Annotated in this window: 10 protein-coding genes and 2 pseudogenes; 2 read left to right on the top strand and 10 right to left on the bottom strand. The window is 44.5% G+C overall.

Going from position 1 to position 13927, the window contains the following annotated elements; all coding sequences use genetic code 11:
- Positions 1-110: 110 nt before the first annotated feature.
- The 9 genes and pseudogenes from CCC17_RS11690 to CCC17_RS11730 form a co-directional block, all read right to left on the bottom strand.
- The gene (locus tag CCC17_RS11690; protein ID WP_022427064.1) at positions 111-1931 is read right to left on the bottom strand and encodes a Na/Pi cotransporter family protein; all 1821 of its coding nucleotides are present in this window, start codon (positions 1929-1931) and stop codon (positions 111-113) included.
- A 190-nt stretch (positions 1932-2121) separates the two neighbouring features.
- Positions 2122-2622, bottom strand: coding sequence for a transcription elongation factor GreA (greA, locus tag CCC17_RS11695; RefSeq protein WP_015527340.1), 501 nt, complete (start codon positions 2620-2622; stop codon positions 2122-2124).
- On the bottom strand, positions 2619-2771 hold the full coding sequence (locus CCC17_RS11700; protein WP_015527341.1) for a hypothetical protein: 153 nt from the start codon (positions 2769-2771) through the stop codon (positions 2619-2621). Before CCC17_RS11700 ends, greA begins: the two co-directional genes overlap by 4 nt.
- Positions 2759-3292, bottom strand: a complete 534-nt coding sequence (locus CCC17_RS11705) for a CarD family transcriptional regulator (protein ID WP_243119189.1) — start codon at positions 3290-3292, stop codon at positions 2759-2761. Before CCC17_RS11705 ends, CCC17_RS11700 begins: the two co-directional genes overlap by 13 nt.
- A 216-nt stretch (positions 3293-3508) precedes the next feature.
- Positions 3509-6523 (bottom strand): translation factor GTPase family protein, encoded by a 3015-nt coding sequence (locus tag CCC17_RS11710; RefSeq protein ID WP_287083142.1) that lies wholly within the window; start codon positions 6521-6523, stop codon positions 3509-3511.
- Positions 6524-6607: 84 nt separating this feature from the next.
- Positions 6608-7477, bottom strand: a complete 870-nt coding sequence (locus tag CCC17_RS11715; protein WP_015527344.1) for a patatin-like phospholipase family protein — start codon at positions 7475-7477, stop codon at positions 6608-6610.
- A gap of 121 nt (positions 7478-7598) precedes the next feature.
- A complete protein-coding gene (locus CCC17_RS11720) occupies positions 7599-9155 on the bottom strand; it encodes an ABC-F family ATP-binding cassette domain-containing protein (RefSeq protein WP_015527346.1) in 1557 nt (518 codons plus the stop codon).
- A 222-nt stretch (positions 9156-9377) separates the two neighbouring features.
- A complete protein-coding gene (bsh, locus tag CCC17_RS11725) occupies positions 9378-10367 on the bottom strand; it encodes a choloylglycine hydrolase (RefSeq protein WP_173745882.1) in 990 nt (329 codons plus the stop codon).
- A gap of 17 nt (positions 10368-10384) precedes the next feature.
- Positions 10385-11146, bottom strand: a pseudogene (locus CCC17_RS11730) (phospholipase D-like domain-containing protein); the annotation flags it as partial.
- Positions 11147-11206: 60 nt separating this feature from the next.
- Between CCC17_RS11730 and CCC17_RS11735 the strand changes: the two are divergent.
- Together CCC17_RS11735 and CCC17_RS11740 are read left to right on the top strand one after the other, a co-directional pair.
- Positions 11207-11887, top strand: a complete 681-nt coding sequence (locus tag CCC17_RS11735) for a helix-turn-helix domain-containing protein (protein WP_173717586.1) — start codon at positions 11207-11209, stop codon at positions 11885-11887.
- Positions 11884-12849 (top strand): IS3 family transposase, encoded by a 966-nt coding sequence (locus CCC17_RS11740; protein WP_173717587.1) that lies wholly within the window; start codon positions 11884-11886, stop codon positions 12847-12849. Before CCC17_RS11735 ends, CCC17_RS11740 begins: the two co-directional genes overlap by 4 nt.
- Before the next feature lie 91 nt (positions 12850-12940).
- Here the strand turns inward: CCC17_RS11740 and CCC17_RS11745 are convergent.
- Positions 12941-13738: pseudogene (locus CCC17_RS11745) on the bottom strand (PLDc N-terminal domain-containing protein); the annotation flags it as partial.
- Between the last annotated feature and the right edge of the window lie 189 nt (positions 13739-13927).

A 13927-nucleotide genomic window follows, 5' to 3' on the forward strand; every position in this document is an offset into this window, starting at 1 on the left:
CGTCTGGTCTTTTTTGTTCCATGCCTTCAGTATAACTGCTTTCTTTTTACTGCACAAGCCCTGGCCGTCTGCTGATACAGATAACCAGGGCATAGCATTTCGATATCTTTTTATTGGCTGCCTGCCGCTGCCATCTGGGCTGCCGCCTGCTCATCCTTTATTTCCGGAAGCTGATACTGATTCCGGATCACCTCCAGCGCACGGTAGAAGGTTTCGTCCGGCCCATGTTTGATCTGCTTCAGGTGCTGATGTGTATCAAAAGCATCTTCATGAACCTGTGTCACACAAACACCGATATTGGAACAGTGATCTGCCACACGCTCCAGGCTGGTAGTCACATCGGACAGGATGAATCCCATTTCAATGGTACATTCTCCGGCGCGAAGTCTCTGGATATGCCGGTACTTCAGTTCCTTGCTGAGTTCATCGATTACTTCCTCCAGTGGCTCGATCTCTCTCGCAAGCTGCACATCCTGATTTTCGTAAACCTTGTAAGCAATATCTACAATGTCTTCCACCGCATGCTCCATGACACGTAACTCTTCCAGCGCCTTATCCGAAAACTTCAGGCCTTTTTCATAAAGCTCCTGTGCGGATTCCATGATGTTCACACCGTGATCGGAAATCCTCTCGAAATCACCGATACAGTGGAGCATGATGGAAACACTGTGACTGTCATGAACGGAAAGATCCTTCTGGTTCAGTTTTACAAGATAGGTTCCAAGTTCATCCTCATAACGGTCTACCTTTTTCTCTGCTTCTTCCACCAGAGCCTTTCCTTCTGCGCTGAAATTCTTCAGAAGGTCCAGGGCGGTAAACAGAGTTCTATGAGAATCCTCTGCCATTTTTTTCGCTGCATTCCTGCTCTGCTCAACTGCAAATGCAGGTTTCTCCAGAAAACGGCTTTCCAGGATCATGAAATCCGGATCTGCTGCCACCTTCTCCTCCTCTTCCTTCCTGTCGCGGATAGTAAGACAGGCAAGCTTCTCCAGAGCCTTTCCAAACGGAAGAAGAACAAGAGTTGCCGTGATATTGAAGGCACTGTGCAGGATCGCGATCCCGGCCGGAGTCGCTGCCTGTGCCATAAATGAAAAATGTACTGCTGCATTTATCGCATAAAATACTGCCATGAACAGCATGGTTCCGATCAGATTGAAATACAGATGGACCATAGCCGCACGTTTTGCGTTTTTGCTGGCTCCGATGGCTGAAAGGATCGCAGTGATACAGGTACCGATATTCTGTCCCATGATAATAGGAAGTGCTGCACTGAACGGTACCATTCCGGTAAGGCACAGTGCCTGGAGGATACCAACCGATGCGGAAGACGACTGGATGATCGCTGTCAGCACTGCTCCGGCCACAACTCCAAGGATCGGATTGGAGAATTTCACCAGCATTCCGGTAAACTCCGGTACCTCTGCAAGAGGTTCCACAGCTCCGCTCATGGCATTCATTCCATACATCAGGATCGCAAAGCCTACAAAGATCGCTCCCACGTCCTTTTTCTTCTGGCTTTTTGTAAACATGATCAGAACCACGCCGATCAGTGCCAGTATCGGTGAAAATGACGTCGGCTTAAAAAGCCGGATAATAAAGTTATCACTCTGGATACCTGTAAGACTTAAGATCCATGAGGTTACGGTAGTACCGATATTGGCACCCATGATGATTCCCACAACCTGGGACAGCTTCATGATTCCCGAGTTTACAAAACCAACGACCATAACGGTAGTTGCCGAGGATGACTGGATCACTGCAGTCACACCCATTCCAAGAAGAACGGCTCTGATGGGATTGGAGGTAAGTGTCTCCAGGATCCGCTCAAGCTTTCCGCCTGCAACCTTCGCAAGCCCGTCTCCCATTAAGTTCATTCCATAAAGGAAAATAGCAAGGCCGCCAAGCAATGCCAGTACGCTGAAAAAGTCCATAATACTCTCCTTCACTTTCTCTTTTTGATATGTTTGATTTCCTTTTTTCTCATTTCAACGATTTTCATAATAGCGGCCTATTGTAAAATTTTCCCCACTGGAATGTAAAATCTGTGTAAAAAAAATAAAACAGAGGATCCTGTTACGGGAAACCGATTTCCCGTCAGGATCTCTCTGTCCTATATATCGTTCAGAATCCGCGGATTTCCTCATCCTCAGATCCGGTCTTGTCGATGGATTTTATTACAAGGTAATAGCTGTAATCATCATTGACCTTTACTTCCACCCGGTCTCCTACACGATGACCGCGCAGTGCCTTGCCGATAGGCGATTCGATACTGATACGGTTTTCCATGGAATTTCCACGGATGGAAGTAACCAGCTTGTACTTCTCCACCTCATTATCTTCTTCAAAAAGAACTTCCACGATATCGTCCATTCCCACTTCGTCTGATCTGGAAGCATCGGATACAATGGAAGCGGTCTTCAGCATCCTCTCCAGATAACGGATGCGGCTCTCGTTCTGATTCTTATGTTTCTTGGCTGCATAATACTCAAAGTTCTCGCTTAAGTCTCCCTGGGCACGTGCCTCCTTGACCGCCTCAATGGCTTCCTTGCGTACTACCAGTTTACGGTGTTCGATCTCCTGCTCTATTTTTTCAACATCCTTGCGGGTAAGCTGTTCTCTCATTTCTCTGGCATCTCCTTTTCTTTATAACATTCAGACTGATCCTGGATCTGTTCTCCACTTCCTGTGAAGCTTCTGTCACAGATACAGGATTTCTGGAAGGTTACCGGAAATACCATAGCAGATACGCTCTGCTTTGTCAAACAGCGCATACCTGTTCTTCGGCTTCCTCCTGCTGGTGTACTCGCTGTTCAATATAATCTGCCATATGTTCTTTGGGGATATCCAGTAACATGGAAAATTCAGAATAGAGATGATCCTCTGCAAGCTTCAGATACCGCTCGTCTGTAGCGGTTGTTTTTTTGCCATGAGATAATCTGGCCTGTTTTCTGACGTAGATCGTCTTGATGATCCGAAGAAGATCTCTGCATTCACAGGTACGGATGCATTTCTTGTAGCTATCCTCCCGGAATTTCTCATTCTCAATACTCAGTGTCTCAATGGATGGGATCTCATCGATAAGCCTCTCCGCTTCTTCCCTCGTAATGATTCCGCGAAGCACCTGCTTTCCACCTTTCACCGGTGTAAATATCTTCCCATCTGTCTCTCCTCCGGGTCTCAGTACATAATAAAGCTTCTCGCCGGAGGAACCATCCACCCTCATTGTGGTAACTCCTGTTACCTGGCAGATGCCGGTACGACCATACACAACATATTCGCCTGTTTCAAACATTTTTCCACTTCCTTTCATTTTTTTACTTTTCTTTTGTTATCCTGGCGCTTATTGTGCTCTAATGAAAGCTCCCTGCCAGGTTATATATCCAGACAAGGAGCTTCTCACTGAGGATTCTATCCTTATTTTACTACTTTTCCCATTTATTTGCAAAAGAATTCAAAAAGTTTTTTTATTTTTGTGAAATATGCCCACAATGAGGGCATATATTTTTTGTTATAATTCTTCTTTTTTCTTTCTTCCCAGACGGATGTCTTCCATATGAGATTTCAGTTCCGGTGTCATACTGTCAAAGAGATAGGTTTTGCTGTTGTCCCTGCGCTCCTGCCATTCTTCTCTCATCTGCCGTTTTGCGGAAGCGATCTCATCTTTGAATCCGCGCGCTGAGATCCTGGCGGCTCCCTGTCCCATAATGATGATCTGCTCCAGTCCGTCTGATGTGGCAACTGTCACGTTATGCTTCCGTCCGATTTTATGGACAGTGCGTTCAATATACTGGTCTGCTGTTTCCGCTTCTTTTGTATAGACAACATGAATGTTATGATACTGGAAGGTTTCCTCCGGATGGCCCTCCACACGGTAGGCATCAAATACCAGGATCAGGATACATCCCTTGATTCCCTGATAATCGCTTAAGATGTCCATTAACCTGGACTGTGCCGCATGAAAGTCTGCCTGTGCCAGATCTCTTAAATCCTCCCAGGCAAATATAATATTGCAGCCGTCCACCAGCAGATAGTCCTCTCTGTGGATGGCCGGACTGCTATTTCTCCAAGCGCCGTGACCGGTTTTTGCCAGAAGGCCGGAATCTGCTGCGCCTTTGCCTCCCTTTCCGGAAAAGCTGCTTCCGCTTTCCGGATTTCCGAAGCTTCGGCTGTTACTGCCGTATTTCTTTGAGCTCACCGGACCAAAAGTTTTCTCAAAGATTGCCTTCAGTTCTTTTTCCTCTTCGTAGCTTCCATACATGGAGGTATATTTTCCACGGCCGGCATTGGCTGCTCTGTGATCAGGACTGTTTTTGGCTGTTCCCTGACCTGCACGCACTCCTGCAGAGCTGTTGTCGGAATCCTCATAGGCATCATTACTGTCCGGAAGCTGAGTTCCTTCCAGATGCATATATTCTTCTACCTCATACCAGGGAACCACGAAGCCTGCTCCATGGGCACAGAATACAGAACCTGTAGGATTCTCAAGATCTCTCTCGGAATCATATCCGATCTCCTCTGCGATCTGCTCCTGATCCTGGCAGGGTTCATAGCCCTTCAGAGTACAGGTCAGATGACCTCTGCCTCTTGTGTAGGAAACTACCTGACTCTGATAATCCCTCATTTTTGCCACCGGCGCACTTCCTGTGATCACCGATAGCTCTCCCTGGGTTTCCGGCCCCTGAAAGGTTCCCTGCATCCTCTGGATATCCGTCATGGCACGTCCTACATTTTCTGCCGGAATCTCAAGCCTGAAGCTGTAATAGGGTTCCAGAAGAACTGTCTCTGCTTTCTTGAGGCCCTGACGCACAGCACGGTAAGTCGCCTGCCGGAAATCTCCGCCTTCCGTATGCTTCTGATGTGCCCGCCCGGTGAGAAGTGTGATCTGCATATCGGTGATGGGTGATCCGGTAAGGACTCCCAGATGCTCTTTTTCCTCCAGATGTGTCAGGATCAGCCGCTGCCAGTTCCGATCCAGCTGATCTTCATTTGCCGCAGTAAAAAACTGAAGTCCGCTTCCTCTCTCTCCCGGTTCCAGAAGAAGATGCACCTCTGCATAATGACGAAGCGGTTCAAAATGTCCCACGCCTTCCACCGGTGCGGCAATGGTTTCTTTGTATACGATATTACCAGTTCCAAATTCTACTGCCACATGAAAACGCTCCCAGATCAGATGCTTCAGGATCTCGATCTGTACCTCGCCCATCAGCATGGCGTGGATCTCTCCCAGCTGCTCATCCCACATGATATGAAGCTGCGGTTCTTCCTCCTCCAGCTCCTTCAGGCTTTTCAGCATCCTGTGGGCGTCACAGCCCTCCGGAAGGATGATCTGATAATTCAGTACCGGTTCCAGCACCGGCATGGCAGAATCCGCCTCAATGCCAAGTCCCTCTCCCGGATATGTTTCGGTAAGACCTGTAACTGCACAGACGGTTCCTGCCTCTGCCTCTTTGAGCATTTCAAATTTTGCACCGGAATAGATACGGATCTGATCTGCCTTTTCCTCCCAGATCTCCTCTGCCGGAATACCATTTCTTCCTGCATTGGTCAGCGTCTCCTTAACCTTCAGGCTGCCGCCGGTGATCTTCATATAAGTGAGACGGTTTCCCTGCTCATCTCTGGCGATCTTAAAGATCCTGGCTCCGAATTCTGCGGGATAGGACGGTACTGCCATGTAGGTCTCCATTCCATGGATAAAAGCATCTACGCCTTCCATCTTCAGGGCAGATCCAAAAAAGCATGGAAAAAGCTTTCGCTCCAGGATCAGCTCTGCCACGTCCTTTTTTGCGATCGTTCCTGTTTCCAGGAAGCTTTCCAGAAGGTTCTCCTCACACATGGCGATATTTTCCAGAAAATCATCAGTTCCATTTATTTTATCAGAAGCGCCCTGCGTTCCGGATATATTCTCTTTTTCTGCTTCACTGGCGTTATCTTTCAGCTGCATTCCTTCAGCTGACGGAGATTTCCCGGAGTTATCCACAGGATTCTCCTTTTTCCCTGCTGCTTCTGCACCGGAGCATTCCAGTTCTCCACTAAAATCCACACAGCATCCGCTTAATTTCTTCTTCAGCTCCTCAAGAAGTCTTTCCCTGTCTGTTCCTTCCTGATCCATTTTATTTACAAAAAGAAATGTTGGGATCTTATACTGTGTCAGCAGTCTCCACAATGTCTGTGTATGCCCTTGCACACCATCTGCTCCGTTGATCACCAGGATTGCATAATCCAGCACCTGCAGGGTACGCTCCATCTCAGCAGAAAAATCCACATGCCCCGGCGTATCCAGAAGTGTCACTTCCATATCCCCCATGGAAAAAACTGCCTGCTTTGAAAAAATGGTGATTCCTCTCTCCCTCTCAAGCTCATAGGTATCCAGATACGCATCCTTGTGATCGACTCTTCCGATTTTCCGGATCCTTCCGCATTTAAAAAGCAGGCCTTCCGATAATGTCGTCTTTCCTGCATCCACATGGGCAAGCACGCCCAGGCTTATATGTCTGTGTTTTATATTCTGAGGTTTTTCTCCCATTGAAAATACCCCTTTCTGTTGTAATGATATCCAATATCATAACATAGAAAGGGGTATAAGTCGAATTTTGTTTCAGTCTGTGATTCAGGAATCCAGGTAGGCTTTCAGCTTCTCCAGATCCTTTTTCATATCTGCTCTTCCTGTCTGGTAGATCCGCTCCAGATTGCTCTCATCACGCTCGATCATCGCCGCCTGGATGGGACTGCTCGGACGGATGATATGAATGCGCCCCTCTTTTTCCAGAGAAGCCAATTCCTCCAGTGTTTCATTATAATGGATATGCCGTTCCTCCAGATCCTTCAGAAAAGCCGGATATTTATGTAATACTGCTTTCAGAAAAAGCTGCATCTTCGGGTTCGCTTTTTTTCGGTACTTCACATCTCTGGTAAGCACCACTACGTTTTTTTCGTATCCCCGGGAAAGCATCCACTTAACCGGGATCGGATCAGACACACCACCGTCCAGAAGTCTCTTTCCCTCAAGCTTCACCGGTCGGGAGGCTATCGGGATCGATGCAGACGCACGCATCCATTCAATATCCTCCACATCTCCGTTGGGACATTCATGATACACCGGTTTTCCTGTATCCAGGTCCGTACACACCACTGTAAATTTCATGGGATTTTCTGCGTAGGTCTGACGGTCAAAAATATCCAGCTTCCAGGGCAGTTCGTAATATCCGAATTCCCGGCTGTATACATCTCCTGTGGTGATCCAGTTCCGGATGCTTGCAAGTCTTTTATCCTTGCAGTACTTTTTGTTATAGCGAAGAACTCTTCCGATCTGCCTGGACTTATAATTGCATCCAAAAACAGCTCCAGCCGATACGCCCACCGCACTGTCTGCGTAAATCTTATTTTCCATCAGAACATCGATCACGCCGGCTGTATACAAGCCTCGCATACCGCCGCCCTCCATAACGATACTGAATTTTTTCAATTGTGTTTCTTCCATTTATTTGTCCTCTGTATTCTGTCTGGCAGACTCTGCTGCCCTTATGCTTTCATCTTTATGTCCCATTTATTGTACTTTTCGAATTATATCGGTCTTTTCTGCCATATATCTATATCCATTATCAGAATATCTTGGTTGTCCACTTGCTCATATCCCAGACTTCATTTACCACATCCTGGTAAAATTCCGGTTCATGGCAGATGAGAAGGATACTTCCGCGGTATTCCCGGAGAGCTTTTTTCAGCTCGTCTTTTGCATCCACATCCAGATGATTAGTAGGCTCGTCCAGAAGAAGAATATTGGTGTCACGGTTCACCAGCTTGCAAAGACGCACTTTTGCCTGCTCACCACCGCTTAAAACTCGTACCTGGCTCTCAATATGCTTGGTCGTCAGCCCGCATTTCGCCAGCGCGGAACGCACTTCATACTGGGAAAATGACGGAAATTCCTGCCAGAGCTCTTCGATACAGGTAGTTCGATTATCACCTTTAACTTCCTGCTCAAAATATCCGATCTCAAGGTTCTCGCCCTGCTCCACACTTCCGGAAAGAGGCTTGATCAGTCCAAGAAGGCTTCGAAGAAGTGTTGTTTTTCCTATTCCATTGGTTCCCACCAGTGCGATCTTCTGTCCTCGCTCCATAGTAAAATTCAGTGGCTTGGAAAGCGGCTCATCATAACCGATCACAAGGTCATGTGTCTCAAAAAGCATCTTTCCTGGTGTTCGGCCATAACGGAATTTGAACTCCGGCTTCGGCTTCTCTGCTGCCAGCTCGATCACATCCATCTTGTCCAGCTTTTTCTGGCGGGACATAGCCATGTTTCTTGTGGAAACACGTGCCTTATTCCTTGCTACGAAATCCTTCAGCTCACTGATCTCCTGCTGCTGTTTGCGGTAAGCAGCCTCCAGCTGTGCCTTCTTGACCGCATAGACCTCCTGAAAATGATCGTAATCTCCTACATAACGGTTCAGTTCCTGATTTTCCATATGATAGATAATGTTAACTACAGAATTCAGGAACGGAATATCGTGGGAAATAAGGATAAATGCATTCTCATAATCCAGAAGATATCTTTTCAGCCATGCAATATGCTCCTCATCCAGATAGTTGGTAGGCTCATCCAGAAGCAGGATATCTGGCTTCTCAAGAAGAAGCTTCGCAAGAAGTACCTTAGTTCTCTGTCCGCCGCTTAGATCCGTAACATCACGGTCAAGCCCCAGATCCAGAAGGCCCAGAGCTCTGGCAACCTCCTCCACTTTGGCATCGATCGCATAAAAATCGTGAAGTGTCAGTTCGTCCTGGATCGTTCCAAGCTCTTCCATCAGACCATCCATCTCGTCAGGATCTGCAGTTCCCAGCTTGTCGCAGATCTCGTTCATCCGTTCTTCTTTTTTGAGAAGAGGATCAAAAGCGGATTTCAGCACCTGGCCGATGGTCATCCCCTTTTCCAGAACTGCATGCTGATCCAGATAGCCTGCGTGGACATTTTTTGCCCACTCTACCTTGCCCTCATCCGGCATCAGTTTTCCGGTCACGATACTCATAAATGTGGACTTTCCTTCGCCATTAGCGCCTACAAGTCCGATGTGTTCTCCCTTAAGAAGCCGGAAAGATACATCTTCGAAAATCGCTCTGTCTCCAAACCCGTGAGTCAGGTGTTCTACATTTAAAATACTCATTTGTTATATTCCTTTATCATTGTGGTTTTTCTGTTTTCCCGGAAGGGATTTTTAATAATGCTATAGTATTATACTTGATATTTTTCTCTGCTGTAAAGTCAAATCTCTGTATACACTGCGATCGGCTGACTGGCAGCTTTTTGTATTACCGGTTAAGCTGCTGAATACTATTGAATAATTTTCCATCTTCCTATCTCATTATCTTCTGTAAAAATCCTGTTCTTATTTATTATGCCATCGGATCTCACCGTTTAATATGATCGGATAACGGATCAGCTTGTCTGAATCAAGGTTTTCCGCATACATATCTACTGCGGTTATCTGGTGATTATCATATGTGGTATAATAATAAATTCCCTTTGTCGTGTTGCAGCATGAAGTATAGATCGTGATCTCATATGCGCCCTCTGATACCTCACAGCATCCCCGCTGCTGATCAACAGAGCCTAAAATATGGAAAAACTGGCTGACACTTTCGTTTTCCCCATCTCCGGATATTGCGTTTAATTTTGTAAATGCAACCTTTACAAATCTTGACTGGCTTGAAAGATCTCCCGGAATTCCCATTCCGCCCATTCCTCTGCTGTATGGATCCAGCTCCAGCACTCCTGCAAATGTACTTTCCGGCTGCTTTCTGGATACACCTGCATAATTGTTAAGTGCAAACATCTGACCGGGGAATGGAGGATTATTTGTAAGTACGCCAACAGGATTGTCATAGATGTGCATTCCGTCTTTCATGGATTCTACAACGATGCATTCCTCCTTGTCTGCGATCATCCAGTGAAGCTGTGCCGTTGGAAGCTGTTCACTGAAGGGTGTTCCCATAAGCTTCATATTGGAAAGCATCCTCCTTGCTTCAGCCACCGAAGCACACTGGGTAAGGATCCATGGAATAAATTCATATTGCGCCACCTGGACAAGATCCTTATCTGCCTCTGTCGCTTCATCTGCATATGCCGCATTCCCCACAAAGTTAAGTCCTGCCATACCCAGTCCCTTTTCATTAGCCGCATCATAATAAAGCGGATAATCTCCTGCTACAAACGCCATTCCTATAAGAGCATAATGTGTTTTTGCTTTTCCTGCATATCGGAAATCGAACTCATAATTTCTTGGGGTTATGGTCACCTCTTCACCATAGGAAAACTCATAGTCAAGAGTTCTTCCCATATAAAAATCCTTTGTCTGATACGTTGCTGCTGTACACATAGATCTACACCTCTTCCTTACAATAATCCTGCAAACAATCTCATGAAAAGCTGTCCCAGACGAAGATATGCACTGCGTCCTGTACGGTATTGTTCTGTTACTTCCCGACATTCCTTCATTGTTTCTTCCAGGTCATTTCTTATGGATAACACAGCCGGACTGTCTGCCATAAAGCATCCGTTTTCAAAATGATGATAAAGACTTCTGTAATCCAGATTTATGGTTCCGCATGTTGCCATACAGTCATCTGCCACGCTCATCTTGGCGTGACAGAAGCCAGGTGTCCACTCGTAGATCCGCACTCCATTTTTAACCAGTCCATGATAAAAGGAACGTGTAACACTGTAAATCATTTTTTTATCCGGGATTCCCGGTGTAATGATCCTGACATCAATCCCACGCTTTGCAGCAAGACACAGCGCATGTGTCATTTCATCCGTAATGATCAGATATGGCGTTATAAACCAGCAGTATTTTTCAGCTTTGTTGACCATGCTGATATAAACTTCCTCTCCTACCTGTTCATCATCCATTGGACTATCTGCATAAGGCTGTACAAATCCGTTCTGAGCTGCCTTATATTCTGATCTTATAAAATATTTGCTGAAATCCTCATTATTATTCCTGTCATTGGCTGCATTCCACATTTCAAGGAATGTTGCTGTCAGCGACTGAACTGCATCGCCTTCAAGACGGATCCCGGTATCCTTCCATTGTCCGTAAGGATTGGTGTAATTAAAATATTCATTTGCCAGATTATAGCCGCCTGTGAAAGTGATATGATACCTCTAAAGTAGACAGATTAAATATAAAAATCTGTTACTTTGGAGGTATTTTTCATGCCAAAATCAAAACATTCACCTGAGTTTAGAGCTAAAGTATCGCAGGAATATCTGGATGGTATAGGTTCTATTCAGTTCCTTGCTGATAAATACAGTATAGGATATTCAACACTAAAAGGATGGATTAATGAATATCAAATTCATGGGATAGCTGCATTTTGTCATCCATCGAATAGAAATAGAACTTATTCAAAGGAGTTTAAACTCCGATGCGTAGAAGCAGTTCTAAATGGAGAAGGGACTGTTGACGATATCATCGCTAAATATGCAATATCTAGTCGTTCTGTTTTGCGAAGTTGGATTAAGGTGTATAATGCCAATAGAGAGTTCAAGGATTATAATCCAAAACGGGAGGTCTATATGGCAGAGGCACGAAGAAAAACAACACTTGAGGAACGAAAAGAAATCGTTAATTATTGCATCAACCATAATCGTGACTATAAGAATACAGCTACAAAATTCAATGTTTCTTACGGTCAGGTCTATTCTTGGGTAAAGAAATATGATAGTGATGGGGAATCCGGATTAACTGACAGACGCGGTCAACGTAAAACAGATGATGAAGTAGATGAATTAGAACGTTTGAGACGTGAAAACTTACGACTAAAGCGTCAGCTGGAAGAAAAGGATATGGTTGTTGAATTGTTAAAAAAAGTGAAAGACTTCGAAAGGATGTGAGGCTGGGTAAGGTTCGTCATGAATCAAAATATCTTGCGATAGAATATTTTCATACAGAGAAAAACTGGAGTATTGGATGGATGTGTAAACATTTGGAGGTCGCAAGAGCTGCTTATTATAAATGGCTACACCGTGAAACACCTGAGGATGAAATGGAAAACATCAAACTTGCAGAGCTCATTAAGGAGTATGATGAACGCTTTAGTCATATCTTAGGGTATCGGAGAATGACTTCTTGGATCAATCATTTTAATCAAACAAAGTACAGCAAAAATAGAGTTCACAGAATTATGAAAAAACTGGGAATCCATTCCGTTATACGAAAAAAGAAGAAAAAATATAGGAATGCCAATGCAGATGAAACAACACAAAATATATTACAAAGAGATTTTTACGCAACTGCACCCAATCAAAAATGGGCTACTGATGTGACTGAATTTAAAGTGCCAGGTAAAAAAAAGAAGTTGTATTTAAGTGCCATTATAGATCTGTATGATAGATATCCTGTGTCATATGCTGTTAGTGCCAGAAATGATAATAAATTAGTATTTAAAACTTTTGATAAGGCAATTGCGTTGAACCCCTGTGCAAAGCCGATTTTTCATTCAGATCGGGGATTCCAGTATACCAGCAAAATGTTTAAAAAGAAACTTGTAAAACAAGAAATGAGACAATCCATGTCTCGGGTTGGACATTGTATTGATAATGGACCAACAGAAGGTTTCTGGGGAATTATCAAAGCAGAAATGTATCAGATGTACGAAATAACTGATGAATCCTCATTAAGATTTGCAATAAAGGATTATATAAGATTTTATAGTGAAGAACGTCCACAGGATAGGTATTGCTGCAAAACACCCCTAGAAGTACGTCAAGAAGCACTGAAATCTGACATACCAGTAGAATATCCTATTCCAGAAAACAAACGAATTAAAAAATATAAAGAGAAATGGTGTGCATAAAAATACCTACACTCCAAAATGAAATGTAGGTATTTTTGTCGCTTACCTTTAGATATCTCACCTGTCTACTTGACAAGGGGCATATCAAAGCTACTTTTCCATCGATCACGGTTATTTTTCGATGATCACGGTTGTTCAGAAATACATTCAGACCCGGCATAAACGGATTAAATACCCGGCAGTGGATTCCGATCTGCTCCATCTTTTTTACAAAATCCGTATTAATAAAGCCAATAGAGCCCATATCATCATAAAATACTCGCACTTCCACGCCTGCCTGTACACGCTCCTCCAGCACTTTCTGGATCTTTTTCCAGGCCTCTGCATCTTCTATCGCATGGTATTCCATAAAAATAAACTTTTCAGCCTTTGACAGTGCTGATAACTGTGCTTCTAATCCCTTTACCGCCTCATCATAATAAACAATATCCGTATTCTGGTATACGGGATAACCTGCATTTTTCCAAATATACTCACTGATATTTCCTGCTTTGGGGATTTTATTTTTGATATTTTCCAGTTTTTCCCGATTGTCCGGCAGAAGCGGCAGAAGCTTTCTGTCGATATCCGCATATCGTTCTCGCATTTTACGGGTTCCGCCATTTAATCCGATCAACAGATACAGTGCTACACCCATGATCGGAAACACAAGTATCAGAATGATCCACGGCATTTTCATGGAAGAGGTCTGATCGGATGCATATAGTGCCAGAACCAGAATTCCTGCAAAGACTCTAGTCAGCAGATTAACGATCTCCGCATATTCATTCAGCCTTGTGATCACGATAATGATAAAAGCTGCTTCCAATAAAATACAAAGCACCGAAAAGCATAATCGAATGACACCGTTTTTCGTTTTTGCTCTGCCCTCCAGTGTATCCTGCCTCATAAAACCGCCCCTTTCTGCATTGAATGAGAATTTTCTGTTGTGCGTAAGCCTAACTGAATATTCCTGTTGCGTAATAAAATCAACAATTATCGTCTATACTACAAACAGCGGAGCTCTGACCTGATGATTCCTTGTCCACTGTAATAAAAAATGAAATAAGAAGAAAGCCCTGGAAGCTGCAACTTCGAG

This window comes from Blautia sp. LMAG:36, assembly GCF_008680535.1.
GTDB classification, from domain to species: Bacteria; Bacillota; Clostridia; order Lachnospirales; family Lachnospiraceae; genus Blautia_A; species Blautia_A fusiformis.